This window comes from Agromyces ramosus (assembly GCF_030817175.1).
Classification (GTDB): domain Bacteria; phylum Actinomycetota; class Actinomycetes; order Actinomycetales; family Microbacteriaceae; genus Agromyces; species Agromyces ramosus_A.
On record NZ_JAUSYY010000001.1, the window covers coordinates 1800385 to 1825219 of the forward strand.

Sequence of the window (24835 nt, forward strand, 5' to 3'; positions counted from 1 at the left end):
GGTTACTTGACTGCTCCTGCGGTGATGCCCCTGGTGAGGGTGCGTTGGAAGATGAGGAAGAAGACGAGGGTCGGGATGAGCCCGAGCAGGGCGGATGCACTCGTGGTCGTGACATCCATGAGCCGATCGCCCTGCAGCACCGTGATCGCGACCGGGACGGTCTGCGTCGCGTTCGAGACCAGGAAGGTGAGTGGGATCAGGAACTCGTTCCACGTCCAGATGAAGAAGAAGATGAGCAGCACCGACAGTGTCGGCCGCGAGATCGGGTACACCACGCGCCAGAGGATCTGCCATCGGCTCGCCCCGTCGAGCGACGCGGCCTCGAGCATCTCCTTCGGGAACGTGCTGTAGACCGACGCCAGCAGGTAGGTGCCGAACGCCGACTGGATGACCGTGAAGATGATGATGACGGCCCACTGGTTGTCGTAGAGGCCGACCTCCTTGAACATGAAGTACAGCGGGTAGAGGAGCACCTCCTGCGGCAGCATGTTCGCGAGCAGGATCAGGACGACGATCCAGAGCCGGCCCCTCACGCGGCCGATGCCGAGGGCGAACGCGTTGAACATCGAGAGCACCACGGCGAAGACCGCGACGAGCCCCGAGATGAAGACGCTGTTCCAGAACTTCTCGGGGAAGTTCACTCGCTCCCAGAATGCGACGATGCCGTCGAAGTACAGCGAGGTCGGCAGTGTGAGCGGTCCGGAGGAGTTGTAGTCGGCCGGCGACTTGAACGAGTTGATGAGGATCATGAGGAACGGCACGGCGATGAAGAAGCCGAGCACGACCGCCACGGCGAGCACCACCCAGTCGCCCGGCTTGCGGCCCTTGCGCACGCCGGCGCTCCGGGTCGCCGGCCGCTTCGCCGGCCGAGCGGATGTCACGACGGTCTCGGCCGTTTCGTCGAGCACGGTGCTCATCGTTCCTCTTCCTGACGCTCGTAGCGGTTCTGCACGAGGATGAACGCGACGCTCACGGCGGCGATGACGATCGTGAGCGCGGTGGCGATCGTGGCGCCGTACCCGACCTGCTGCGACTGGAAGAACTCGCTGTAGGCGTAGTACGCGGGGACGATCGTCGCGGTGCCCGGCCCGCCGCCGGTGAGTGCGTAGACGGGCCCGAACACCTTGAGCGCGGCGATGGTGCAGGTGAGGGTCACCACGAAGATCTCGGGGCGGATGATGCCGACCGTGATCGCGCGGAAGCGCTGGTACCAGTTGGCACCGTCGAGCTCGGCGGCCTCGTACAGCTCGGGATCGACCCGCTGCAGGGCGGCCATGAAGATGACGATCGGGTAGCCGAGCTGCACCCAGACCATGATGACCATGATGCTCGGCAGCGCGGTGTCGGGGCTGCCGAGCCAGTTGTGCTGGAGCGCCCCCAGCCCGACCGCCTCGAGCACCTGGTTGAGCGCGCCGTTCTGCGGCCGGAGGATCCAGCCGATCACGATCGCTGCGATGACGGCGGGGAGGATCTGCGGCAGGTAGTAGGTGGCACGGAGGAAGCTCGCGAGCCGCGCGCCGAACTTCTTGCCGATGAGGTCGAAGAGCATCGCGGCGAGGAGTAGGCCGAGGAGGGTCGGCACGACGACCATTGCGACGATCATCGCGATCGAGTTGGCGAACGAGGTCCAGAAGACGGAATCGCCGGCCAGCTCGATCCAGTTGTCGAGGCCGATCCACTCGGGCGGGCGGATGCCGCGGTAGTCGGTGAACGTCAGGTACACGTTCCAGACGAGCGGTACGACGACGATGATCGTGAGCAGCGCGAGGCCGGGCACGAGGTAGAGCCAGTAGGCGTTGCGGCTCGAGCCGGGGATCAGGCTCGACGGCGGCCTCAACGCGGCGCGCGCGGCGCCGCCGGGCTTCGCTGCCTCCAGCGGGGCGGGGGCGATGGACATGATGGGACCTTCCGGTTGGACGGATGCCGCGGGCGCGGCGCACACTCCGGCCCGCGGCATCCGCGCGGCGTCAGCCGACGATGTCGTCGACGCCGGCCTGGTACTGCTCGCCGAGCTGCTGCTGCACCTCGGCGGGCGACTTCGTGCCGTTGACGAGCTCCTGCAGGCCCGCGTTCAGCTCGTCGTAGAACGTCGCGGTGGGCCAGTCGGGGTAGTACGCGATGCCGTCGCGCTCGGTCAGCGTGTTGAAGTTCGCGATGAGCTCGGCGCTCTTCTCGTCGGTGATGTCGGCCTCTTCGGCGGCCACGGGGACGCCGCCGTTGTTGCCGAGGATCGCCTGGATCTCGGGGCGCATCGTGATGTCGATGAACTCGTAGGCGAGCTCCTTGTTGGCTGCCCGCTCAGGGACGGCCCACATGTTCCCGGCCGATCCGGGCGAGAGCTCCGCCTCGGGGAACAGGAACGTGCCCCACTCGAAATCGGTGATCTCGTTCACGAAGCGGCCGTACCACCAGCTGCCGGAGAAGAAGATCGGGTAGTCGCCGCCGATGAACCCGACGCCGGCGTCTTCGGCCTTCAGGCCGCTGGCATCCGTCGAGAGGTACCCCTTGTCGGTCCAGTCCTTCACCGTCTCGGTGGCGAACGTGAGCTCTTCGCCCGTCCAGTCGACGGGGTTCTCGTAGAGCTGGTAGTCGTTCACGAACTGCCGGTCGGCCTTCGTGAGGGCGAGCTGGTACCAGAGCTGGCCGAGCGGGTATTCCGCGGCCGACTCGGCGAGCGGCGTGACGCCCTGCGCGGCGAAGGCCGCGAGCACGTCTTCGAACTCCGCGAGGGTGGTGGGCACCTCGAGGCCTGCGGCGGCGAATGCGTCCTTGTTGTAGTAGACCTCGACGAACTCGCCGTAGTTGGGCACGCCGAACCAGCTGCCCGATCCCATGACGCCGTTCTCGTCGTACTTCGCGGTGGTCTGCAGCGACGGCGCGAGCTGGTCGTCCCAGCCGTACTCCTCGACCGCGTCGTCGAGCGGGGTGAGCAGGCCCTGGCTCGAGAGCAGGCCCGCCGTCGCATTGCCCTTGTTGTACTCGAGCAGGTCGGGTGCCTCGTCGGAGTTGAGCACCTGGCTCGCGGTCGAGCGGATCTGCTCGAAGCTCTTCTCCTCGAACTCGACGGTCGCTCCGGTCTCCTCCTCGAAGATCTTGATCGCCTCGGCCCAGGCGATGCCCATGGCGCTGTCGGCGCCCTCGTAGTGCCAGAGGCGGAGGACGTTGTCATCGGTCTGGCTGGAGCCGCTGCATCCGGTGAGGACGAGCGCCGCGGCGGCGAGTGCCGCGGCGGCTCCGACGGTTCTGGTGTGCTTCATTGCATTCTCCTTGGTGGGGCCTCAGGGGTCGTTCGGGGTGGTGCGGCTGGATTATCGAAGCGCTTCGATGATGCGGGAATGGATAGGTGTTCCTCTCGTGGGGTGGCCGACCGGGCGGTCAGCGTGGGGCGTCTGGCTGGACGACCGAGCCGTGGTCGCGGTACTCGGGCGCGATGAGGTAGACGCCGGCCGCGGGTGCGGACTCGGACAGCATCTGCATCGCGAGGTCGACGGCGCGGTCGCACGAGGCCTGCGGCACGAGCGGGACGACGTCGAGCGGCGGGTGCATCGCGGTGGTGTCGAAGGTCGAGCCGACCGAGATCACGGCCACGTCGGCGGGTATGCCGAGGCCGCGCGCGGCGAGCTCGTCGAGCACGGCGTGGTGGGCCGCGTCGTCGCAGTGGAGCACGAGCGCGGTGACTCCGCGGTCGAGCAGCGCGCCGACCGCCGCGCGCACCGCGACGCCGCGGCTGCCGTTGCCGCCGGGCTCAGGAAGCTCCACGGCCGGGTCGAGTCCGCGTTCGCGGGCCCGTCGCTCGAACCCGGCGCGGATGCGCGGCGGGAAGTTCGATCGGAGGTAGGCCGACGGCGGATGGCCGAGGAGGCCGATCGAGCGGTGACCCGCGTCCGCCAGGCGATCGACGGCGAGCCCGGCCGCCGCCTCGAAGTCGAGGTCGACGCAGACGAGTCCGTCATGGTCGTCGGGCACCCCGACGAAGACCGACGGGATGCCGAGCTGCCGGGCGACACCGACCCGCTCGTCGTCGGGTGCCACGTCGAGCACGAGGACGGCGTCGCAGAGGCCGCTCGTGGCGACCCGGCGCATGCCGGCCGAGGCCTCCTCCTCGGTGAGCAGCAGCACGTCGTAGTCGTGGCGCCGCGCGGCGATCGAGGTCGCGAGCACGAAGGCCATGTGGGCGGGCGCATAGGTGTCGGCGCGGAACGGCTCGGTGAGCGCGAAGATGTTCGTGCGACGGCCGGCGAGCATGCGGGCGCCGGCGTTGGGGCGGTAGTCGAGCTCTCGCACGGCGCGTTCGATGCGCTGCCGGGTCTCGGCGGAGATCGTGCGCTTGCCGCTCAGGGCGTACGACACGGTGCTGATCGACACGCCGGCGGCCTTCGCCACCTCGTGAATCTTCGCCATGCCGGACTCCATCGTCTAAACGTTTCGATTGATCGTTCGTCGGGCACTGTACGCACATCGAGCGGGGGCGCGCAAGCAGTTTGTGGAATTTGAGAACAAATGGCCGGCGGCCGCTCTCCGCTTGCGAACGGTGACCGCGACGTTTATGTTGGAACTCGCAACAAATCACCGACGACGCTGAGAGGCGGATCCCCATGGCCAGCGCGCCAACCCGCGACGACAAGTTCTCCTTCGGCCTCTGGACCGTTGGCTACAACGGCACCGACCCGTTCGGCGGCCCCACGAGGCATCCGCTCGATGTCGTGCACGTCGTCGAGAAGCTCGACGAGCTCGGCGCCTACGGCCTCACGTTCCACGACGACGACCTGTTCGCGTTCGGTTCGACGGATGCCGAGCGCCAGACCCAGATCGACCGCCTCAAGGGCGCGCTCGAGGCCACCGGCATCATCGTGCCGATGGTGACGACGAACCTCTTCAGCGCCCCCGTCTTCAAAGACGGCGGCTTCACCTCGAACGACCGCCAGGTGCGCCGCTTCGCGCTCCGCAAGGTGCTGCGCAACATCGACCTCGCCGCCGAGCTCGGCGCGAAGACGTTCGTGATGTGGGGCGGGCGAGAGGGCGCCGAGTACGACGCGGCGAAAGACATCCGCAGCGCCCTTGAGCGCTACCGCGAGGCGGTCAACCTGCTCGGCGACTACGTCACCGACAAGGGCTACGACCTGCGCTTCGCGATCGAGCCCAAGCCGAACGAGCCCCGTGGCGACATCCTGCTGCCCACGCTCGGGCACGCGCTCGCCTTCATCGAGACCCTCGAGCGCCCAGAGCTCGTCGGCATCAACCCCGAGGTCGGGCACGAGCAGATGGCGGGCCTCAACTTCGCCGCCGGCATCGCCCAGGCGCTCTACCAGGGCAAGCTGTTCCACATCGACCTCAACGGCCAGCGCGGCATCAAGTACGACCAGGACCTCGTGTTCGGCCACGGCGACCTCTACAACGCGTTCGCCCTCGTCGACCTGCTCGAGAACGGCAGCCCCCAGGGCGGCCCGACGTACGAGGGCCCGCGCCACTTCGACTACAAGCCCTCGCGCACTGAAGACGAGACCGGCGTGTGGGACTCGGCCAAGGCGAACATGGCGAACTACCTGATCCTCAAGGAGCGGGCGGCGGCATTCCGCGCAGACCCCGAGGTGCAGGAGGCGCTCGAGTCCGCGAAGGTGAACGAGCTCGGGCAGCCGACGCTCAACGAGGGCGAGAGCTACGACGACCTGCTCGCCGACCGCTCGGCGTTCGAGGACTTCGACGCCGACTCGTACCTGGGCGGCCACGGCTTCGGCTTCGTGCGCCTGCAGCAGCTCGCGACCGGGCACCTCCTCGGCGCTCGCAGTTAGCCGCATGACGCTCGTCGCCGGCGTCGACTCGTCGACGCAGTCCTGCAAGGTCGTGATCCGGGATGCCGCGACCGGAGCGCTCGTACGCTCCGGCCGCGCTGCCCACCCCGACGGCACCGAGGTCGACCCCGCCGCCTGGTGGGGAGCGCTGCTCTCGGCGCTCGCCGACGCGGGCGGGCTCGACGGGGTGGCGGCGATCTCGGTCGCCGGTCAGCAGCACGGCATGGTCGTGCTCGACGCCGAGGGTCGGGTCATCCGCGATGCCCTGCTCTGGAACGACACGCGTTCGGCGCAGGCGGCGCGCGACCTGATCGACGAGGTGGGCGCGGCCGAGTACGCGCGGCGCACTGGCGTGGTGCCGGTCGCGTCGTTCACGGCGACCAAGCTTCGGTGGCTGCGCGATGTCGAGCCGGATGCCGCCACGCGCGTCGCGGCGGTCGCCCTGCCGCACGACTGGCTCACGTGGCGGCTGCGCGGGTACGGCCCGGCGGGCGAGTCGCTGCTCGGCCCCGCGCTCGACGAGCTCACGACCGACCGCTCCGACGCGAGCGGCACGGCGTACTGGGGCGCGAGGGGCTACGACCGCGAGCTCCTCGTGCGCGCGCTCGGCCACGATGCGGTGCTGCCGCGGGTGCTCGAGCCCGGCGAGGCGGCGGGTCGCACGCCCGACGGCATCGTCGTGGGCCCCGGTGCGGGCGACAATGCGGGGGCGGCGCTCGGCCTCGATGCGGCATCCGGCGACGTCGTCGTCTCGATCGGCACGAGCGGCACGGTCTTCGCCGTGACGGATGCCCCCACCGCCGATGCCTCAGGCACGGTCGCGGGCTTCGCCGATGCCACGGGCCGCTACCTCCCGCTCATCGCGACGCTCAACGCCGCACGCGTGCTCGACGCGACCGCGGGCCTGCTCGGCGTCGACCACGCCGAGCTCGGCCGGCTCGCGCTCGAGGCCGAGCCCGGGGCATCCGGTGCCGTGCTCGTGCCGTACTTCGAGGGCGAGCGCACCCCGAACCTGCCCGACGCGACCGCCTCGTTCACCGGACTCACGCTCGCGAACACCACGCGACCCTCGATCGCCCGCGCGGCAATCGAGGGGATGCTGTGCGGCCTCGCCGACGGGCTCGATGCCGTGCGCGGCCAGGGCGTCGCGGCGCGGCGCCTGCTGCTCATCGGCGGGGCGGCGCTGAATCCGGCGGTGCAGGCCGTCGCGGCGCAGGTGTTCGACGTGCCCGTCACCGTGCCCGCGCCCGGCGAGTACGTCGCCGACGGCGCCGCGCGCCAGGCCGCGTGGGTACTCAGCGGCGAGCGGCCGACGTGGCCCGTCGACGCCGGGGCGCCGCTGGACGTCGACACCCGCCCGGAGATCCGCCGACAATACGCCGAGCGCGCGCGGGGTGCCTCCGCCTGAGACACCGCGGTTTCCGCGGTGTTCGCAATCAGGTGCGGAGGTGTGTCGCGGTCCACAGCAGCGGGCGAACTCGGCGACACGCCGGCGCGGTCCTGAATTGCTGACGGGGGCGGTGGCGGCAGGACCGCGGCCGGCGCACGACGAGCGCCGGCGAACCGCCGCGATCTCAGGGGCGTGGTGCACACTGGGAAGGTGATCGCGGACCAGGCACTCAGCTGGCGCCCGCGGCATCCGACCGATCTTCGACAGACGCTCTCGATGCTGCGGCGCGGACCGGGCGACCCGACGTTCCACGTCGACGCCGCCGGCGCGATCTGGCGCACGACGCTCACCGTCGAGGGCGCGGCCACCCTGCGGTTCGAGCATCGCTCGGCCGACGAGCTGCGCTGCAGCGGGTGGGGCCCGGGCGCGGCAACCGCTGTCGCGCAGGCGCCCGAGACGGCGGGCGAGCTCGATGACGCATCGCGATTCGAGCCCGGCCTGCAGCTGCTCGACGAGGCCCACCGCCGCAATCCCGGCCTGCGCATCCCGCGCACGGCGCGCGTGTTCGAGGCGCTCGTGCCCGCGATTCTCGAGCAGAAGGTCATCTCGCTGCAGGCGCACGCGTCGTGGCGGCACCTCGTGCGCGGGTTCGGCGCCCCGGCACCGGGGCCGACACCCGTGCCGATGCACGTGGTGCCGTCGCCCGACGGCTGGGCGTCGATCCCCACGTGGGAGTGGCACAAGTCAGGGGTCGATCCGCGGCGGGCGCGCACCATCGTGAACGCGGCCCGCTTCGCGCCGCGCCTCGAAGAAGCGGTCGGCATGAGCCCGACGGATGCCGCGGCTCGCCTCACCCTCATGCCCGGCGTCGGCGCCTGGACGGCGGCCGAGGTGGCGCAGCGCGCGCTCGGCGACGCCGACGCCCTCTCGGTCGGCGACTACCACCTCTCGAATTACGTCGGCCATGCCCTCGCCGGTCGAGACATGACCGACGACGAGATGCTCGAGACCCTCGCACCCTGGGCGGGGCACCGGTACCGGGTCGTGCGGCTGCTCGAGGCAGCCGGTGCCAAGGGTCGACCACGCCGTGGTCCTCGCATGTCGTTCGTCGACCATCGCGCGATCTGAGCGGGGTCCGCTCACGCCATTCCGTAACGTCGGCTGCGCGCCGTGACGCGAGTGGGATACTGTGGCCCGATCCATTGCGATCGCACAGCGAATCCATGAGATTGGTCGGTAGCGTCGCCGAGACGCGGCAGACGGCCGCCCCGAACCCCGAAGGAACCCATGTCGCAGTCCTCTCCCGCACGCCCCGCCATCAACCTGGCCCTCATCGGGCTCTGGGTCGTCACGGCCGTGGTCCTCGCCGTCGGCATCTGGCTCCTGCTGTCCTCCAACGGGCGCCAGGTCGAGCTCTACACCGGCCAGTCCGACGACTACGCGGCCTACCTCTCGGCTCAGGGCGGCACGACGCTCGGCGGGCTCCTCATCGGCGTCGGCGCGCTCGGCCTCCTCCTGTCGCTCGCGACGCAGGCCGTCATCAGCGCCGCCGCCCACCGCAACGCCGCCGTGCCGGCCGCGTACCACTTCGTCGACACCGACGAGTACGGCGATGACTTCGCCGACGAGTCGGTCGAGGTGCCCGCGCGAGCGGATGCCACGGCCGCCGTGCCGGCCGCGTCCGCCGCGCCGGTCGTGACTGAGGCGCCCGTTGCCGAAGCCCCCGCAAGCGAGCCCGTCGCGGCCCCGGCCGTCGACGGCGAGCCCGACGAGAAGTCGGCCCCCTCGAAGTAACAGCCCCGCGCTGACCGCGGCCGCGGTGCTCGCCATATCGGTGCGCACCGCGGCCGTTGTCGTCGGGGCGAGCGCCGAACCGCTGCGTCAGACCGCGCGGCGCCCGCGCCCCGCATCGTGCGCATGGCCCCACTCGACGAGCGGCTGCAGCAGTTCGATGAGCTGGAGTCCCTCGGTGCTCGGCGTGTAGGTGATCGTCACGGGCGTCGTGGCGCGCACGTGCCGCTCGATCACGCCCTCGTCTTCGAGCTCCTTGAGTCGTGCGGCGAGCAGGCGGTCGGAGATGCCCGTCACGGCGGCCCGGTACTCCGAGAAGCGCCGGGCACCGCGCACCCCGGCCAGCAGGATCGCCGCATTCCACTTGCGCCCCGCGAACTCGACGGTCGACTGGAACCGACGGCACGCGGCCTCATCGATGTGCCCGAGCTCGAGCAGCCGGGCGCGGTGCCGCTCGAGGTCGTCGGGCTGGTATTCACTCACCATGAGTAAGTAGCTTACCCGACACCGGCGTTCGCGGCATCCGTGCGTCACGATGGAGGCAACCCCCAACGAGCGATCGGAGCAGGATGTACTACGGCCACGAGCTGCAGTTCGGCACCTTCATCACGCCGAGGAACGACCCGCCGCAGGCGGCCGTGCGCCTGGCCGAACTCTCCGAGGCATCCGGCTACGACCTCGTGACGTTCCAGGACCACCCGTACCAGCCGGCGTTCCACGACACGCAGACGCTGCTCACGTGGGTCGCGGCGCGCACCGAGCGCATCCACCTCTCGGCGAACGTCGCGAACCTGCCGCTGCGGCCGCCGGCCGTGCTCGCACGTGCGGCCGCGAGCCTCGACCTGCTCTCGGGCGGCCGGTTCGAGCTCGGACTCGGAGCCGGCGGCTTCTGGGACGCGATCGACGCGATGGGCGGGCGGCGCCTCACTCCGGGCCAGGCGGTCGACGCGCTCTCAGAGGCCATCGACATCATTCGCGGCATCTGGAACCAGGGGGAGCGGGCGCGGTTCGAGGTCGACGGCGAGTACTACCGGGTCAGCGGCGCGAAGCGCGGGCCGGCGCCGGCGCACAACATCCCCATCTGGCTGGGGGCCTACAAGCCTCGCATGCTTCGGCTCACGGGCCGCAAGGCCGACGGGTGGCTGCCGTCGCTCGGATACATGAAGCCGGGCCAGTTCGCCGAGTCGAACGCGACGATCGATGAGGCCGCCGTTGCCGCCGGTCGCGACCCGCGCGAGATCCGGCGCATCGTGAACATCGGCGGGCGGTTCTCGGCGGGAGGCGGAGGCGGCGGATTCCTCGACGGCCCCGCCGCGCAGTGGGTCGAGCAGCTACTGCCGTACGTGCTCGACGACGGCGTCGGCACGTTCATCCTCGCGAGCGACGACCCAGGCACGATCCAGCACTTCGCCGAGGAGGTCGCGCCGGCCCTTCGTGAGGCGGTCGCCGGCGAGCTCAGGGGCACGGATGCCGCGGCATCCGCCGTACTGACCTACGCGGCGCCCGTTCGCAACACCGCGGTGCGGGCGAAGCGCCGCGACGGCATCGACTACGACGGGGTGCCCGCCGCACTCGCCACGGACGCGATCGAGCCGGGCGACGCCGGCTACGCGCGCGTGAAGTCGACCTACCTGCGGGGCGGTTGCCCCTGGGCTCGTGCTGCGGCCGGGAGACCCGGCCGAGGTCGCCGAGGCGGTCGCGTTCGCCCGTGCGCACCCCGGCTTGCCACTCGGCGTGCGCAGCGGCGGCCACGGCATCAGCGGCCGCTCGACGAACGACGGCGGCCTCGTGATCGACTTGTCGCGGCTGAACGCGATGCGCGTGCTCGACGAGCACCGCCGGCTCGTGCGCATCGAGGCCGGCGCGCGCTGGAAGGACGTCGCCGCGTTCCTCGCGCCGCACGGCTGGGCGCTCTCGTCGGGCGACTACGGCGGCGTCGGGGTCGGCGGCCTCGCGACGGCGGGTGGTGTCGGCTGGCTCGTGCGCGAGCACGGCCTGACGATCGACCATGTGCGCGCCGTCGAGCTCGTGCTGGCCGACGGCAGCATCGTGCGAGCGGATGCCACGGAGCATCCGGAGCTCTTCTGGGCCGTCCGCGGCGCCGGCGCCAACGTCGGCATCGTGACGGCGTTCGAGTTCGAGGTCGACGAGGTCGGTGACGTCGGATTCGCGCAGCTCGCCTTCGACGCGAGCGACACCGCCGGGTTCCTGCAGGCCTGGGGCGACTGGGTGGTCGATGCGCCGCGGGACCTCACGAGCTTCCTGATCCTCGGCGGCTCGCGGCCGGGTGAGCCGCCGGTCGCGCAGGTGATGGCGGTCATCGACTCGGATGACCCCGAGACGGTACTCGCACGACTGCAGCCGCTCGCCGAGGCGGCGCCGCTCGTCGCGCAGGACGTGCGCCTCATGAGCTACCGGGCGGTCATGGCGAACTCGGATGACGCGACCCACGCGGGCGATGGCGAGCCGACGTCGCGGTCAGGACTCATCGGTCGCATCACGCCCGAGTTCGCCCGCGACGCCGTGCGCTTCCTCGAGAGCGGCGCGACCTACTTCTTCCAGCTGCGCGCCATCGGCGGGGCGGTGCACGACGTGCGGGCGGATGCCACGGCCTTCGCCCACCGCGACGCGGAGTTCTCGGTGGTGGCGTTCGGCGCGAGCCGCCTGCGCACGAGTGCCCGCTGGGACGAGCTCATCGCCCCGCACACCGACGGCGCGTACCTGAGCTTCGACACCGAGCAGGGACCGGCGCAACTCGCCGCAGCGTTCCCGACGGCGACGCTCGAGCGGCTGCGCGCACTCAAGGCGGAGGTCGATCCCGGCAACCTGTTCCGCGACAACGCGAACATCGCGCCCGCGTAGCGCTCGCGTTTCGGCCCTGATCTCCGTTCGCCCCGCGGCCTACTGGTCAGTAGCGCACGGAATCGGGGTCGCTTTGCACGCACTACTGACCAGGTGAGGGCTGGCGCGGGTGAACAGGCGATGAGTTCCGCGTCTGCCGGGTATCGAAATCGCACGCGCACGCGTTGCATCGGGCATGACGAACCTCGCCCCCACCCACATCGGAATCATCGGCGCCGGCAACATCGGCGGCACGCTCGCACGGCAGCTCGTGGCGCTCGGTCACCAGGTGACGATCAGCAACTCGCGCGGCCCCGAAACGCTCGAGAGCCTCGTGGCCGAGCTCGGCCCGAACGCGACGGCCGGCACGCCGGAGGAGGCCGCCGAGGCGGGCGAGTTCGTCATCGTGTCGGTGCCCTTCGGCGCCTACCGCGACATCCCGGTCGCACCGCTCGCCGGCAAGGTCGTGATCGACACGAACAACTACTACTGGGAGCGCGACGGCCACGTCGCGGAGCTCGACGCGGGCCACGCGACGGTCTCAGGACTCCTGCAGGCGCACCTCCCCGAGTCGAAGGTCGCGAAGGGGTTCAACCACATCGCGGCGCCGGCGATCCTCACGGACGGCGCGCCCGCGGGCACGCCGAACCGCCGCGCGCTCGCCACGGCGAGCGACTTCGACGAGGCCAGTGCCCTCGTCTCGGCACTCTACGGCGACCTGGGCTTCGACGCGGTGAACATCGGGCCGCTGTCGGAGAGCTGGCGCGTCGAGCGCGACCAGCCCGCGTACGTCGTGGCGCAGACTCGACCCGAGCTCGAGGCGAACCTCGCGCGGGCCGAGCGCTCCGCTGCAGCCGCGTAGCGGCCAGCCGCAGCCGCAGCCGCAGCTACTCGAGCCACTCCGTCACGAACGTCGCGTTCGCGTGGATGTTCGTCGACACGAACGGCTCGGGACCGACGACCTCGAACTTGTGCGGCGTCAGTGCCGGCACCACGAGGATCTGGCCGCCGACCGCCTCGAGTCGCTCGTCGGCGACCGTGAAGATCGCGCGACCGTGGCGCACGACGAAGGTCTCGGAGTACGGATGCCGGTGCAGTCGCGGCCCCGCGCCCGTGCGCGATTCGTACTCGAGGATGATCGAGACGTCGGAGCCGATCTCGACGCCCTCGATGTTCTCGTTCCAGTCGACGTCGTCGCCGACCACCCCGGCGCGTTCATGCATCAAGACCATGTCGAAGCATCCTCCTCGTCGCGAACGCGGCAACGGTACCGCGCGACACGCGATGTGTCCACGGGGCGGCTCGGCGTTCGGCTCAGACCCCGGCGTCGAGCACGCCGTCGAGCACCGGGTGCAGGTGGCGAGTCGTGAGCACGGTCGCGGCGTGGCGGGCTCCGGCCGCGAGCGCGTCGGGCAGCGCCGCGCCGCCGAGGTGCGCGTCGAGCACGCCCGCCATGAACGCGTCGCCCGCGCCGTTCGTGTCGAGCACCTCGACGGGCTCGGCGGCGACCTCGACGCGCAGCATCCGCTCATCGATCGCGATCGCGCCGCGCTCGCCGAGAGTGCAGACGACGACGGATGCCCCGCCGTGCACGCACTCCTCCATGAAGGGCCACGGGTCGGCGCCGATGCGGTCGGCGTTCATGAAGATCCAGTCGGCCGCCTCGATGAACGGGCGGTGGAACTCGGCGCTCCCGTCGTAGTCGTGGATGTCGGTCCAGATGGGCCGCCCGACGGCGCGCGCCGCGGGGATGAGCCCGCGCGAACGCTCCGACAGGTCGAGCACGATCGCCGGGGCATCCGCCATCGCCTGCGACAGCTCGGGTGACGGCGGCGTGCCCGGGTCGGCGGCGGTCGAGAGGTACAGCGAGACGCGCTCGCCGGCCCGCGTCATGAGGTTCAGGTGGCGCTCGGTGCGGTCGGTGGGCGACTCGGAGAGGTCGATTCCGGATGCCTCGAGCGCGCGCCGCACGAGACGGCCGTCGGCGTCGTCGCCGAGCAGCGTGTGCAGCAGCACCGGTCGCCCCAGGCCGGCGAGCCCGAGTGCCTTGCCCGCGGAGGTGCCGCCGATCGTGTCGTAGTCGTCGAGCGCGAACTGCATATGCGGCACCGGCTCGGGGAGCCGGTCGAGGTAGATGATGCGGTTCCAGGTCGCCGGGCCGGAGATGACGATGTGCGAGGTCATGGTTCGCCAGCGTAGCGGCGACCGGCGACGACCGTTCCGGGTGGGCACTGATGCCGAGGCATCCATCACCGAGGAGACTGAGGGTGAGGAAAACTCAGGAAAGGGGTGCGCCATGTCGGTGACCATCGGCGGCGTCGACCTGTACATGGGGCCCACCTCGGTCGGCGGGCCCGACGACCTCGACCAGGCGATCCGCGACTTCATCGACGAGGCCGAGCACAGCCTCGCGATCGCGGTGCAGGAGATCGACTCCCGGGCGATCGCGAAGTCGATACTCGCGGCGAAGCTGCGCGGTGTGCGGGTGCGCGTCATCCTTGAGGGCGACTACCTCACCGAGGAGAAGGCGCTCGTCGACCCGTGGACGAGCCTCGGCGCACACGAGGAGAACCGCATCATCCAGGGCGCGCTGCTGAAGGCGAGGGTCGACGTCATCGCCGACCTGAATCCCAAGATCTTCCACCAGAAGTTCATCGTGCGCGACTCGGGCAAGCCGGGCGCCGCAGTGCTCACCGGGTCGACCAACTTCACGCTCACCGACACCGGCACCAACGCGACCACGGGCATCGGCGCGGGCCAGAACCTCAACCACGTCGTCGTGCTGCACGGCCAGCGCGCCGCCACCGAGTACCTGCGTGAGTTCGAGCGCATGCGCTCGGGCACCTTCGGCGACCTGCACGAGCGCGTCGAGCCGAAGCCGAAGGAGTTCGGCCTGCCAGAGGTGCGCGTGAAGCCGCTGTTCGCTCCGCGCCATGGCCCCGAGATGGAGATCATGAAGCAGATGCTGAAGGCGAAGGAGTCGATCGACTTCGCGATGTTCACGTTCGCCCAGTCATCCGGCATCGACGACACGATGATCCGCCTGCGCCCGCTCGTGCAGCGCATCCGCGGCGTGCTCGACCGCGACCAGGGCGCCGCGAAGTGGGCCGCCACCACCGACCTCGGCAACGGCGACGTCGAGCTCTTCGCCAACAAGCGCAACACCGGGGTGCGCAAGCTCCACCACAAGCTCATGGTGGTCGACGAGCGACTGCTCATCGTCGGCAGCTTCAACTACACCGCACCCGCGAACACCCTCAACGACGAGAACATCATCGTCATCGGCGACCTCGAGGAACCGGCCGGCAGCCCGGCGGATGTCGCGCAGCGGGCGCTCGCCGCCTACGCCCTCACCGAGATCGACCGCATCATCGCCGACCTCGCGTCGCCCGTGCCGGCTTGACCGCTGCGCCGCCCGTCGGAGTACGCTGAGCGCCTGTGCGCCCGCACGCCCCCGCCGAGCAGAAAGTCGCGCCGTGCCCCGTTTCGATGCCCCCGCCGCCGAAGTCCGCGAGTATCGACCGGAGGTGGCCGAGCCGGCCGACTTCGACGCGTTCTGGCGCTCGACCCTCGCCGAGTCCCGCGCGCTCGCCGCAGCCCCGCGGCTGACCCGGGTCGAGTCGCCGCTGACCTCGGTCGAGGTCTACGATGTCGAGTTCAGCGGGTTCGCCGGCGACCCCGTGCGGGGCTGGTTCATGGTGCCGGTCGGCACCGACGGGCCGTTGCCGACGATCGTGGAGTTCATCGGGTACGGCGGCGGGCGGGGCCTCCCGCACGAGCGGCTCCCGTGGGTGTCATCCGGCTACGCGTACTTCCTCATGGACACGCGCGGCCAGGGCAGCGCCTGGGGCACGGGCGGCGGCACGCCCGACCCCCACGGCACCGGCCCGTCGTTCCCGGGCTTCATGACGCGCGGCATCGAGCACCACGACGGCTACTACTACCGCCGGGTCTTCACCGACGCGGCGCTCGCGATCGACGCCCTGCGCTCGCTCGACCGGGTCGACGCCGACCGGGTCGCGGTGTGCGGCGGCAGCCAGGGCGGCGGCATCGCGATCGCCGCGGCCGGGCTCTCCAAGGGGCTCGTCGGGGTGATGCCCGACGTGCCGTTCCTCTGCAACTTCGAGCGAGCGGTCGGCATGACCGATCGCGACCCGTACTTCGAGATCGTGCGCTACCTGTCGGTGCACCGGGATGCCGCGGAGCGCGTGTTCGAGACGCTGTCGTACTTCGACGGGGTGAACTTCGCGAAGCGCGCCGTGGCGCCGGCCTTCTTCTCCGTCGCCATGATGGACCCGGTGTGCCCGCCGTCGACGGTCTACGCGGCGCGCAATCACTGGGGCGCATCCGCTGACATCGTCGAATACGCGTTCAACGAGCACGAGGGGGGCGCCGGCGTGCACTGGCCGCAGCAGGCGGCGTGGCTAGCCGAGCGGCTCGTGCCGCAGGCCGCCTGAGCGCTGAGCGCACGCGCTTCCGCAGGATGAGCGACCGCTCGGCCCCTCTGGGAGGTCATCGCGGCGCTCATCCTGCGGAACCGAGGCGGCTCAGCGCGCCTCGCGCACCAGGTAGGCCTCGAGGCGGTCGAAGCCGCCCACCCAGGCCATCGTCTCGAAGAAGTCGCGCACCTCGGGCGTCGGGAAGCCGGTCTGCTCGACCGTGACGAGGGTGCCGCCGTCGTTGGCCTCGAACGTGATGACGACGTGGGTCGTCATCGTGTTGCCGTCGGGCTCGCTGCCGATCGACTCGCTGACGAGCCGGTGCGGGCGGTCGATCTCGAGGAACGTCTGCTCCTCGCGGAAGAGCGTCTCGCGGTTCGGCCCCCACACGGCGAGCTGCTTGCCGCCGACCCGCAGATCGACCTCGATCTCGACGATGCCGGGCTCCTCGTCGAGGATCGAGAACCAGATCTTCTGCTTCTCGGCATCGGTGTAGGCGTCGAAGACCTCTTCGGGGGTGGCGGGCAACTGCCGCGTCAGCCGCAGTCCGATGGTCTCGTTCGTGTCGGTGTCGCTCATGATTCGGTGCCTTTCTTGAGAGTGAAGTAGGCCTCGAGACCGTCGAGCCGACGCTCCCAGAGCCGTTGATAGAAGGTGATCCATGCCATCGCGTCGTCCAAACGCTCGGTACCGAGCTGGACCTGCCGCACACGGCCGACCTTCTCGGTGGTGACGAGGCCGGCGGCCTCGAGCACGTCGACGTGCTTGCGGATGCCGGTGAGCGTCATGCCCGACGGCTCCGCGAGCTCGGTGATCGTCGCCGGCCCGTCGCCGAGCCGGGTCAGGATGCCGCGACGCGTCTCATCGGAGAGGGCCGCGAACGCCCGATCGAGTGCTTGTTGCTGAACCATGTGGTTCAGTGTATGACACTGAACCGAAAAGTTCAATAACCTCGTGCCCGAATTCGCGCGGCCATCGCAGTTCGGCAGTGCCGCATGAATAGACTTCGCGGATGGTGAGCACATGGAACGAGCGGGCCGCGCGGTATCTGCTCGCCACGACGATCTGTCCGCGGTGCGATGCCGAACTCGGCATCGCGTTGGTCTGCCCCGTGTGCGCAGCCGACTTGCGCGGGCCGGCCGGCGCGCTCGTGTGGCGCGCCTCGCAGCGGGCAGCCGACGCAGTGCTCGAGCGCGAGCGCGTGATCGCGGCGCTGCCGACGGCGGTCGCCGTGGCGAGTGCGCAGGCGGGCTCCGCTGCGGCGACGAGCGTGGCTCCCGCCGCCTCGTCGCCGGCATCCACCACGGCGGCGGTGCACGCGGATGCCGCATCCGACGCCACCTCTCAGGTCAGCGTGCAGTCGGTGCTCGCGGTCGCGGGTGCCGCGCTCTTCGCGATCGCCGCGATCGTGTTCACGTTCCTCAACCCCGACATCGACTTCGGCACGCGCACGACGGTGATCGCGGTCGTGACCGCGCTGTTCCTCGGTGGCGCGTGGATGCTGCGCCGGCGCGGCGTGCGGTTCTCGGCCGAGGCGATCGGCGCGCTCGGCATGGTGTTCCTCGCCCTCGATGTCTGGGCCCTTTCGGAGGCGGCGCCGGCCGCGGTGAGCGGCTGGGTCGTCGCGGCGGCCGGCACGCTCCTCGCCTCGCTCGCGATGCTGGCCGTCGCATGGGCGGCGCGCATCCGCACCTGGCTCTGGGCCTCGCTCGTCGGACTCGCGGTCGTTCCCGCGTTCCTCGGCTACGCGGGTGACGCGTGGGGTGCCATCTGGGGGCACGTCGGCGTCGCCGCGGTCGCGTTGGCCGGGCATGAGGTGGTGCGCCGCGCCACCGGCCGCTTCGAGAGCGACCTTCGCGCCGATCGCGTGACGCTCGCCGTGCTGCAGGTGCTGGCGACCGTCGTGGTGCTCGGGCAGCTGCTGTTCCTGCAGGTCACCGGTGCGTGGTCGTCGAACTCGGGCGAAGTGCTCGCGCGCGTCGCGATCCTCATCGTGCTCGCGGCGCTCGCCACCCTGTCGACGCGCAACGGGATGCCGCGGTTCTGGAGCTTCAGCGCCGGCGCCCTCGGCGTGACCGCGCTCGCGGTGCTTCCGCTCGCGTCGCCTGCCCTCGACCCGGCCTGGCTCGCCACCCTCCTGCCGCTCATGGCGGCGATCGGCGTCGCCGCGACCGGACTCGTCGGCGCTCGCGGCCTGCTGCGCGCCCGGCCGGTGCAGGCCGGCGCGCTCGTCGTCGCACTCGGCGTCACGCTGCCCGCCGTGATGATCGCGCTCGGCACACTCCTCGGCATCCTGATGGAGTTCGTCGCCGTCACCGCTCTCGCTGCACGCAACCTCGACGCCGAGCAGAGCGCGTTCAACCTCCCCATCGAGGCGGAACTCGCCGGCGTGCTCGGGCTGTTCGCCGCCGCGCTCGGTCTCGCGGCGCTCGCCGCAGCGACCCGTCGAGTGTCGTCGCCCGAGACACGAGGCGGCTTCCCCGTCGGTGTGCTCGGACTCGCGCTCTGGGTGAGCGCACTGGGCGCACTCGCCGCGATCGGGTGGAGCGGCATCGTGCCGCTCGCGCAGACGGGGATCGGCATCGCGGCAGCGCTGGCCGCGGGCGCCGCGGTGCTCGTGCCGTCGTCGCGCTTCACCCGGGCGCGCGGGAGCATCCGTGCCCCTTTCATCGTGTTCGCGCACGTCGCCCTCGTCGAGACCGCCTTCATCAGCTGGACGGATGCCGCGATCACCGTGCCGGTCGGTGCCGTGATCGTCGCCGCGGTGCTCGCGCTCGCGGCCACGGCACCAGCGGCCGCCCGCGCCGTCTACGTGGCCGCCGCCTACGCGTACGCCCTCGTGCTGTTCGCGACGGCGCTCGACCGCACGACGATCCTCGACACGATCGCGGTGCTCTGCCTCACGACCACGCTCGCGGCGCTGATCGCGCTCGCCGCGACGCTCGTTCGGCAGGTGAGCGCGCGTGCCTGGTACGCGATCCTCATCGTGACGGCCGTGCCGTTCCTGATCGGCATCGCCTCGGTGCTCAGCGAGCGCAGCGGCTGGACGGCGCTCTCGACCGGCGTCATCTTCCTGCTCGCCCTCGCGCTCGTGCTCACCCGACGGCCGGGACTGAACCGGCTCGTGCGCTCGGCCGCCGCCGCGCTGCTCGTGCCGGCGCTCGCCGTGGTCGTCGTGTGCCTCGGCGCGGAGCTCCTCGACGTGAGCGGCTCGCCGGTCGTGCTCCCGATCATCGCCGTGATCGTCGCGGTCGTGCTGCCATCGACGAAGCTCATCGAGGCGGCGTTGCTCGCTCGGGGACTGGGCACCGGCGACGCGGCATCCGTGCGCCTCTGGGTCGAGATCTCGTCGCTCGTGACGGCCGCCATCGCGGTCGTGCTCGCGCTCGTGCGTGACGCCGCCGGCCTCGGCACGGCGATCGCGGTGCTCGTCATCCTCGGCCTCGGCGCCGCAGCGACGAGCGTCTTCGCCGGTCGCCGCTACGGCTGGCCGCTCGCAGGCGCGACCTGGACCGGCGCGCTCTGGTGCGTGTGGGCGATGCTCGGGATCGAGGTCGTCGAGCCGTACACCCTGCCGCCCGCGCTCGGCGCGGCCGTGGTGGCGGCGATCCTCGTCGCGCGCGGTGGCCGCGGCGTGGCGCTCTTCACGAGCGGCCTCGCGTGCGCCATCGTGCCGTCGCTCGTGCTCCTCGCCGCCTGGGGGCCGGGCGACGTGGTGGCGTGGCGTACGACGGCGCTGCTCGCGGCATCCGCGGTGCTGCTCGCGCTCGGCTGGCTGCTCACCCGGCGCGGCCGCGACACGGGCACGAGCACGGGCATCCGAATGCTCCGCGCGCCGCTGCTCGCGGGCGCCCTCGTCGCGGCATCCGCCGGTCCCATCCAAGCGGTGCGCTACGGCCTCGAGCGCGACCCGCTCGCGCTCGCCGACCCCGATCTCGTGATACTCCCCGTGCTCGGCCTCACGCTCGTGAGCGTCGTGCTCGCTGGCGTCGCGGCGTCGTTGCTTCGCCGTGGCGCACGGGACGCCGCCGAGCCTTCGACGCTCGATCGGTGGCTCCTCGGCTCCCGGTGGCTGTACGCCCCGGCGCTGGTCTTCCTCGTGGTCGGCCCGATCGCCGCGATCCGCCGGGACTGGTTCGCGATCTGGACGCTCTGGGCCCTCATGGCGCTGCTCCTCGCGCTCGCACTCGCGATGGTGGCTCGCGCGCGCAGCACGAAGCCGGTGCTGCCGCCGTTCTGGTTCATCTACGCGCTCGCGTGGGTGACCGGCGTCGCGGGGTGGAGTGAGCGCGACCTTCGCGTCGAGGTGTTCTCGTTGCCGCTCGGCCTCGCGGTGCTCGCCGCCGGCATCATCGCGCTGCGCCCGGGCTCGCTGCCGACGCGGGCGACGCTCAACTCGTGGCCAATCGGGTTCCGCGGCTCGTGGCGGCTACTCGCACCGGGCATCGTGCTCACGTTCCTGCCGTCGGTGCTCGCGACGGGAACCGACCCCCAGCTCTACCGGCCGATCCTGGTCATCGGGCTGGCGCTCGTCGCGATCCTCGTCGGGTCGTCGCGCAAGCTCGCCGCCCCGTTCATCCTCGGGCTCGCCGTGCTGCCCATCGAGAACATCGTGGTCTTCTCCGCGCAGGTCGACCGCGCGGTCGGGGCGATGCCGTGGTGGATCACGCTCTCGACGGCCGGGGCGGTGCTGCTCGCGATCGCGGTCGGCTCCGAACGGCGCACCAACCAGGGGAGGGGCGTCGCCGCGCGACTGCGCGAGCTCGAGTGAGGCCGCCCGCCCCGATCACATCGTGTCGAGGATCCCCACGAGCTGCTCGAACGTCGTCTTCGGGTTGATGATCGCGAAGCGCGTGTTGGGTCGGCCCGCGTGCGAGCTCGGCGTCACGAACGCGCGCTGCTCGTCGAGCAGCCGGCTCGACCAGGCGGCGTAGTCATCGCGGGTCCAGCCCTCGTGCTCGAACACGACGACCGACAACTGCGGCTCGCGCACCAGGCTGAGGCGCGGACGGGACTCGATCTCGCGCGCAATGTCCTGTGCGAGCTGGATCGAGCTCGAGATCGCCTCACGGTAGGCGTTGCCGCCGTAGGTCGCGAGCGAGAACCAGAACGGCAGGCCGCGCGCACGCCGGGTGAGGTGCGCGGCGTAGTCGGACGGGCTCCACTCCGAGGTCTCGGTGAGCGTGTCGAGGTACTCGGCGTGCTGCGTGTGCGCGCGGCGTCCGGTCTCGGGGTCGCGGTAGATGAGGGCGCAAGCGTCGAACGGCGCGAAGAGCCACTTGTGCGGGTCGACGATCACCGAGTCGGCGTGCTCCACGCCCGCGAAGCGGTGCCGGGCGAGCGGCGAGAGCATCGCGGCGAGGCCGTAGGCGCCGTCGACGTGCAGCCAGAAGTCGAACTCGCTCTTCAATGCGGCGATCGAGGCCACGTCGTCGACGATGCCGAAGTTCGTCGAGCCGGCGGTCGCGACGACGGCGAAGACGGATGCCCCGTGCTCGTCGAGCGCCGCGCGCACGTCGGCGCCGCGCAGCATCCCGTCGTCGGCCGGGTGCACCGGCACGACCTCGACGTCCATGACTCGTGCCGCCGACGCGATGGACGAGTGCGCCTCGGCGCTGCAGACGACCTTCCACCTCGCCGGGGCATCCGTCCCCGACTGCTTCACCGCGAGGCGGGCGTGCTCGCGGGCCGCGACGAGCGCCGAGAGGTTGCCGAGCGTGCCGCCCTGCACGAAGACGCCGCCGGCCGTCGCCGGCAGCCCGAACTCACGGGAGAGCCAGGACAGCACCTCGTTCTCGGCGTAGACCGCGCCCGCGCCCTCGAGCCAGGAGCCGCCGTAGAGCGCGCTCGCCGAGACGACGAGGTCGAACGCGGTGGCCGCCTTCGTGGGCGCCGTCGGGATGAAAGAGAGGTACTGCGGGTGGTCGGTCGTGATGCAGGCCGGGGCGAGCACGTGCTCGAAGAGGGCCAGGGCCTTCGCCGCCCCGATGCCCTGCTCGTCGATCGTGCGGCCGGCGAGGCGTGCGAGCTCGAGCTCCGACAGCGGCTTGTCAAGCGGGGTGTCGTCGCTGAGGATCCGTCGGCGGGAGTACTCGAGCACGAGGTCGACGAGCTTCGTCGTCTCGTCTGAGGTCGAGTGCATGCGCGTTGCGGGCATGACGATTTCGTCGGGTGAATCCATAGGGGCATCCTCTCAGGCGGCGCACTGCTGCGGCGGTGGGCCTCAAGCAGGGTCGCACAGTACGGCGGATCCGCCAAAATCGCGCGCGCATCCACCATCCTGCGCAGGAATCGAGCGCCAGATCCCTCAGCCGCGCACGAACTCCCGCACGACGGCCTCGTCGACCGTGACCCCGAGGCCCGGACCGCTCGGCACCACGAACCCGCCGTCGGGCCGCACCTCGAGCGGTGTCGTGAGGATGCGGTTCGCGACGGGCAGCGTTAACGGCTGGTACTCGAACGCGAGCAGCGAGGGGGAGCTCGCGGCGACGTGCACGCCCGCGGCCATCGCGATGCCGAACGCCGCCGAGTGGTGCGGTGCGACCTGGGCGTGGAACGCGTCGGCGAGGGCGGCGATGGCGAGCCCCTCGGTGATGCCGGTGCGGCCGATGTCGGGCTGCGTCACGGATACGGCCCGCCGCGCCAGCCAGTCGGCGAACTCGAAGCGGCTGCGCATCGCCTCGCCGACCGCGACCGGCGTGTCGATCGCGGCGGCGAGGTCGTGGTGCCCCCCGACGTCTTCGGGCGCGAGCGGCGCCTCGAAGAACCAGGCGCGTCGCTCGTCGAGCTCGCGGCCCAGTGTCTTGGCCTGGCCGAGCCGATAGGTCCAGTGCGCGTCGAGCGCGAGGTCGAGGTCGGGATGCACGGCGGCGATCGCGTCGAAGGTCGCGAGGTCGGTCGCGACATCCGTGCCCAGGTGCAGCTTGATGCGCCGCACGCCGGCTTCGACGAGCTCGGCGGCGCGCTCGGCACGCTCGGCGTCATCGGCCCCGCGGATGCCCGAGACGTAGGCGGGGAGCACCTCTGCGTAGCGTCCGCCGGCGAGCTCGGACACCGAGAGGCCGGTGGTGTGCCCCCAGAGGTCCCAGAGTGCGATGTCGACGGCGGCCATCGCGTCGGCCTGGTGACCGGTGAGGTGCCCGCGTTCACGCATCGACTCCGACATCCGGTGCCAGAGCGTGCGAACCGACCTGGGATCCTCGCCGACGATGAGCGGGGTCAGCAGACGGTCGACGATCGCGGCGGCGACCTCTGGGGCGACCGGCGCGAGCGCCTCGCCCCAGCCGACGACCCCGTCATCGGTCTCGACCTTCACGATGAGCGTCTCGTAGCCGGGGGAGTACAGGCTCCGCCACGGCGGCTTCACCATGTACCCGCGGTGCTCCACGGCGGATTCACCCGCGTAGGAGTTGTCGGCGTCCTCCTTACTCAGGAACAGCGGGAAGGTCTGGACGCGCGCGATTCTCACAGGGGTCTCCAGTGACTGGTCGAGAGCAGAACCGCGACGGATGCCGCGGCAGGGGTCAGAGCGCGGCGAAGGCCGACGCGCTGTGCGACGGGCTGTACCCGAGCGAGACCGAGATCTCGTCGGCGGCCTCGATGACCTGGAGCGCGAGCTCCTGGTGCGGGGCCTGCAGGTCGAGCACGGAGAGCGGCCCGCTCGCCGAGAGGCCCGCGACGATGTCGCCGCCGCGGTTGCGGATGGGCGCGGCGATGCAGGCGCGTCCGAAGGCGAGCTCTTCGATCTCGGTCGCGTACCCGCGGCTCCGGGTCTCCTCGAGGGCGACCTCCATGGCGTCGCGGTCGACGATGGTGTGCGGGGTGAACCGCTGCGGGGCGTTGGCGAAGTACTCGTCGATGCGTTCTGACGGCATGCCCGACAGCAGGGCCTTGCCGAGCCCGGTCGCGTGCAGTGGGCCCGACCGGCCGGCCATCGAGAACGACTTCGGTGCGAGCGGTCCCTCGAAGTTGCAGAGGTAATAAAGGGTGAAGCCGCTGAGCTCGGCGACGTTCACGCCGATGCCGAGCTTCTGGGCGAGATTCTGGGCGATCTGGCGAGAGGCCCGGAAGGTGGGGGAGCCGTTGAGCGCGATGGTGCCGAGCGAGACGGCGGCCGGGCCGAGGCGGTAGAGGCCCGTGCGCTCGTCTTGGATGACGAACTTCATGCGGTCGAGCGCCGACATCATGCGCGACACCGTCGACTGGCCGAGCCCGGTCAGCGTGCACAGCTCCGAGACCCGCAGCTCACCGGACTCCTCGGTGAAGCACGCGAGGAGCGACATCGCCCGCTCGACCGTCTGGGTTCCCCCGACCGATTCCGATGCCATCTGGTGCTCCTTCTGCGTGCTGCCGCCGCGTTGCGCGGCAGGGTGGTCGTCGTCGCCCACTGCCGTCATCCTAATGAGGCGATTGCACACCGGCAACACAAATATGGGTGAGTTATGCATTTTGTGGATTTCGAATCCGCATTGTGGTTTACTCGTGGCACGTCAGCGTTGACGACTGTTACGACGACGTACGGTGCCCTCGGGCTGACACGACTCGGGAAGTGAACGCAATGCAGCAAGCCATCCTCGACCGGCCCC

The 24835-nt window shown here is 70.9% G+C and carries 21 protein-coding genes and 2 pseudogenes; 11 read left to right on the forward strand and 12 right to left on the reverse strand.

Going from position 1 to position 24835, the window contains the following annotated elements; translation table 11 throughout:
* Nucleotides 1-2: 2 nt before the first annotated feature.
* The 4 genes from QFZ26_RS08475 to QFZ26_RS08490 all read right to left on the reverse strand — a co-directional run bounded on the left by QFZ26_RS08475 (nucleotide 3) and on the right by QFZ26_RS08490 (nucleotide 4401).
* Nucleotides 3-917 (reverse strand): carbohydrate ABC transporter permease, encoded by a 915-nt coding sequence (locus tag QFZ26_RS08475; RefSeq protein ID WP_307041118.1) that lies wholly within the window; start codon nucleotides 915-917, stop codon nucleotides 3-5.
* Nucleotides 914-1897: a carbohydrate ABC transporter permease gene (locus tag QFZ26_RS08480; RefSeq protein ID WP_307041120.1), complete on the reverse strand. Its 984-nt coding sequence runs from the start codon at nucleotides 1895-1897 to the stop codon at nucleotides 914-916. The genes QFZ26_RS08475 and QFZ26_RS08480 overlap by 4 nt, the downstream gene beginning before the upstream one ends.
* Nucleotides 1898-1967: 70 nt before the next feature.
* Complete coding sequence (locus QFZ26_RS08485; protein WP_307041122.1) at nucleotides 1968-3257, reverse strand: ABC transporter substrate-binding protein; 1290 nt, start codon at nucleotides 3255-3257, stop codon at nucleotides 1968-1970.
* A gap of 118 nt (nucleotides 3258-3375) precedes the next feature.
* Complete coding sequence (locus QFZ26_RS08490; RefSeq protein ID WP_307041124.1) at nucleotides 3376-4401, reverse strand: LacI family DNA-binding transcriptional regulator; 1026 nt, start codon at nucleotides 4399-4401, stop codon at nucleotides 3376-3378.
* Between the two features lie 194 nt (nucleotides 4402-4595).
* On the opposite strand from QFZ26_RS08490, the gene xylA reads away from it, so the two are divergent.
* The 4 genes from xylA to QFZ26_RS08510 all read left to right on the forward strand — a co-directional run bounded on the left by xylA (nucleotide 4596) and on the right by QFZ26_RS08510 (nucleotide 8973).
* The gene (gene xylA, locus QFZ26_RS08495) at nucleotides 4596-5789 is read left to right on the forward strand and encodes a xylose isomerase (protein WP_307041126.1); all 1194 of its coding nucleotides are present in this window, start codon (nucleotides 4596-4598) and stop codon (nucleotides 5787-5789) included.
* A 4-nt stretch (nucleotides 5790-5793) separates the two neighbouring features.
* Nucleotides 5794-7197 carry a xylulokinase gene (locus tag QFZ26_RS08500; protein ID WP_307041128.1) on the forward strand — a complete coding sequence of 468 codons (1404 nt, stop codon included), beginning with the start codon at nucleotides 5794-5796 and terminating at the stop codon, nucleotides 7195-7197.
* A gap of 192 nt (nucleotides 7198-7389) precedes the next feature.
* A complete protein-coding gene (locus QFZ26_RS08505) occupies nucleotides 7390-8307 on the forward strand; it encodes a DNA-3-methyladenine glycosylase family protein (RefSeq protein ID WP_307041131.1) in 918 nt (305 codons plus the stop codon).
* A gap of 159 nt (nucleotides 8308-8466) precedes the next feature.
* A complete protein-coding gene (locus tag QFZ26_RS08510; protein ID WP_307041133.1) occupies nucleotides 8467-8973 on the forward strand; it encodes a hypothetical protein in 507 nt (168 codons plus the stop codon).
* 87 nt (nucleotides 8974-9060) lie between these two features.
* Here the strand turns inward: QFZ26_RS08510 and QFZ26_RS08515 are convergent, their stop codons facing one another.
* Complete coding sequence (locus tag QFZ26_RS08515; protein ID WP_307041135.1) at nucleotides 9061-9456, reverse strand: winged helix-turn-helix transcriptional regulator; 396 nt, start codon at nucleotides 9454-9456, stop codon at nucleotides 9061-9063.
* 83 nt (nucleotides 9457-9539) lie between these two features.
* Here QFZ26_RS08515 and QFZ26_RS08520 point away from each other — a divergent pair.
* From QFZ26_RS08520 to QFZ26_RS08535, 4 genes and pseudogenes are all read left to right on the forward strand, one after another.
* Nucleotides 9540-10166, forward strand: a pseudogene (locus QFZ26_RS08520) (LLM class flavin-dependent oxidoreductase); the annotation flags it as partial.
* 460 nt (nucleotides 10167-10626) lie between these two features.
* Nucleotides 10627-10968 (forward strand): annotated as a pseudogene (locus QFZ26_RS08525) (FAD-binding oxidoreductase); the annotation flags it as partial.
* Nucleotides 10969-10980: 12 nt separating this feature from the next.
* The gene (locus tag QFZ26_RS08530) at nucleotides 10981-11832 is read left to right on the forward strand and encodes an FAD-binding oxidoreductase (RefSeq protein ID WP_307045003.1); all 852 of its coding nucleotides are present in this window, start codon (nucleotides 10981-10983) and stop codon (nucleotides 11830-11832) included.
* A 175-nt stretch (nucleotides 11833-12007) separates the two neighbouring features.
* Entirely contained in the window at nucleotides 12008-12673 is a 666-nt protein-coding gene (locus QFZ26_RS08535) for an NADPH-dependent F420 reductase (RefSeq protein WP_307041137.1), read from the forward strand.
* 25 nt (nucleotides 12674-12698) lie between these two features.
* Here the strand turns inward: QFZ26_RS08535 and QFZ26_RS08540 are convergent, their stop codons facing one another.
* Nucleotides 12699-13043, reverse strand: coding sequence for a cupin domain-containing protein (locus QFZ26_RS08540; protein WP_307041139.1), 345 nt, complete (start codon nucleotides 13041-13043; stop codon nucleotides 12699-12701).
* Between the two features lie 82 nt (nucleotides 13044-13125).
* Entirely contained in the window at nucleotides 13126-13995 is an 870-nt protein-coding gene (locus QFZ26_RS08545; protein ID WP_307041140.1) for a carbohydrate kinase family protein, read from the reverse strand.
* A 112-nt stretch (nucleotides 13996-14107) separates the two neighbouring features.
* Between QFZ26_RS08545 and QFZ26_RS08550 the strand changes: the two genes are divergently transcribed.
* Nucleotides 14108-15214 carry a phospholipase D-like domain-containing protein gene (locus QFZ26_RS08550; protein WP_307041142.1) on the forward strand — a complete coding sequence of 369 codons (1107 nt, stop codon included), beginning with the start codon at nucleotides 14108-14110 and terminating at the stop codon, nucleotides 15212-15214.
* Nucleotides 15215-15287: 73 nt separating this feature from the next.
* Complete coding sequence (locus QFZ26_RS08555; protein WP_307041143.1) at nucleotides 15288-16268, forward strand: acetylxylan esterase; 981 nt, start codon at nucleotides 15288-15290, stop codon at nucleotides 16266-16268.
* Nucleotides 16269-16358: 90 nt separating this feature from the next.
* Here the strand turns inward: QFZ26_RS08555 and QFZ26_RS08560 are convergent, their stop codons facing one another.
* Nucleotides 16359-16829: an SRPBCC family protein gene (locus QFZ26_RS08560; protein WP_307041145.1), complete on the reverse strand. Its 471-nt coding sequence runs from the start codon at nucleotides 16827-16829 to the stop codon at nucleotides 16359-16361.
* The gene (locus tag QFZ26_RS08565) at nucleotides 16826-17161 is read right to left on the reverse strand and encodes an ArsR/SmtB family transcription factor (RefSeq protein ID WP_307041148.1); all 336 of its coding nucleotides are present in this window, start codon (nucleotides 17159-17161) and stop codon (nucleotides 16826-16828) included. Before QFZ26_RS08565 ends, QFZ26_RS08560 begins: the two co-directional genes overlap by 4 nt.
* Nucleotides 17162-17262: 101 nt before the next feature.
* Here QFZ26_RS08565 and QFZ26_RS08570 point away from each other — a divergent pair, with 101 nt between their 5' ends.
* Entirely contained in the window at nucleotides 17263-21021 is a 3759-nt protein-coding gene (locus tag QFZ26_RS08570) for an SCO7613 C-terminal domain-containing membrane protein (RefSeq protein WP_307041150.1), read from the forward strand.
* A 15-nt stretch (nucleotides 21022-21036) separates the two neighbouring features.
* Here the strand turns inward: QFZ26_RS08570 and QFZ26_RS08575 are convergent, their stop codons facing one another.
* The 3 genes from QFZ26_RS08575 to QFZ26_RS08585 all read right to left on the reverse strand — a co-directional run bounded on the left by QFZ26_RS08575 (nucleotide 21037) and on the right by QFZ26_RS08585 (nucleotide 24646).
* Nucleotides 21037-22431 (reverse strand): pyridoxal phosphate-dependent decarboxylase family protein, encoded by a 1395-nt coding sequence (locus tag QFZ26_RS08575; RefSeq protein WP_307041152.1) that lies wholly within the window; start codon nucleotides 22429-22431, stop codon nucleotides 21037-21039.
* A 126-nt stretch (nucleotides 22432-22557) separates the two neighbouring features.
* The gene (locus tag QFZ26_RS08580) at nucleotides 22558-23718 is read right to left on the reverse strand and encodes a mandelate racemase/muconate lactonizing enzyme family protein (protein ID WP_307041154.1); all 1161 of its coding nucleotides are present in this window, start codon (nucleotides 23716-23718) and stop codon (nucleotides 22558-22560) included.
* A gap of 55 nt (nucleotides 23719-23773) precedes the next feature.
* Complete coding sequence (locus tag QFZ26_RS08585) at nucleotides 23774-24646, reverse strand: IclR family transcriptional regulator (RefSeq protein ID WP_307041156.1); 873 nt, start codon at nucleotides 24644-24646, stop codon at nucleotides 23774-23776.
* Between the last annotated feature and the right edge of the window lie 189 nt (nucleotides 24647-24835).

Coding starts and splice junctions, on each gene's coding strand:
- QFZ26_RS08475 (WP_307041118.1), bottom strand. CDS start 917: ATGAGCACCGTGCTCGACGAAACGGCCGAGACCGTCGTGACATCCGCT.
- QFZ26_RS08480 (WP_307041120.1), bottom strand. CDS start 1,897: ATGTCCATCGCCCCCGCCCCGCTGGAGGCAGCGAAGCCCGGCGGCGCC.
- QFZ26_RS08485 (WP_307041122.1), bottom strand. CDS start 3,257: ATGAAGCACACCAGAACCGTCGGAGCCGCCGCGGCACTCGCCGCCGCG.
- QFZ26_RS08490 (WP_307041124.1), bottom strand. CDS start 4,401: ATGGCGAAGATTCACGAGGTGGCGAAGGCCGCCGGCGTGTCGATCAGC.
- xylA (WP_307041126.1), top strand. CDS start 4,596: ATGGCCAGCGCGCCAACCCGCGACGACAAGTTCTCCTTCGGCCTCTGG.
- QFZ26_RS08500 (WP_307041128.1), top strand. CDS start 5,794: ATGACGCTCGTCGCCGGCGTCGACTCGTCGACGCAGTCCTGCAAGGTC.
- QFZ26_RS08510 (WP_307041133.1), top strand. CDS start 8,467: ATGTCGCAGTCCTCTCCCGCACGCCCCGCCATCAACCTGGCCCTCATC.
- QFZ26_RS08515 (WP_307041135.1), bottom strand. CDS start 9,456: ATGGTGAGTGAATACCAGCCCGACGACCTCGAGCGGCACCGCGCCCGG.
- QFZ26_RS08535 (WP_307041137.1), top strand. CDS start 12,008: ATGACGAACCTCGCCCCCACCCACATCGGAATCATCGGCGCCGGCAAC.
- QFZ26_RS08540 (WP_307041139.1), bottom strand. CDS start 13,043: ATGGTCTTGATGCATGAACGCGCCGGGGTGGTCGGCGACGACGTCGAC.
- QFZ26_RS08545 (WP_307041140.1), bottom strand. CDS start 13,995: ATGACCTCGCACATCGTCATCTCCGGCCCGGCGACCTGGAACCGCATC.
- QFZ26_RS08550 (WP_307041142.1), top strand. CDS start 14,108: ATGTCGGTGACCATCGGCGGCGTCGACCTGTACATGGGGCCCACCTCG.
- QFZ26_RS08560 (WP_307041145.1), bottom strand. CDS start 16,829: ATGAGCGACACCGACACGAACGAGACCATCGGACTGCGGCTGACGCGG.
- QFZ26_RS08565 (WP_307041148.1), bottom strand. CDS start 17,161: ATGGTTCAGCAACAAGCACTCGATCGGGCGTTCGCGGCCCTCTCCGAT.
- QFZ26_RS08570 (WP_307041150.1), top strand. CDS start 17,263: ATGGTGAGCACATGGAACGAGCGGGCCGCGCGGTATCTGCTCGCCACG.
- QFZ26_RS08575 (WP_307041152.1), bottom strand. CDS start 22,431: ATGGATTCACCCGACGAAATCGTCATGCCCGCAACGCGCATGCACTCG.
- QFZ26_RS08585 (WP_307041156.1), bottom strand. CDS start 24,646: ATGACGGCAGTGGGCGACGACGACCACCCTGCCGCGCAACGCGGCGGC.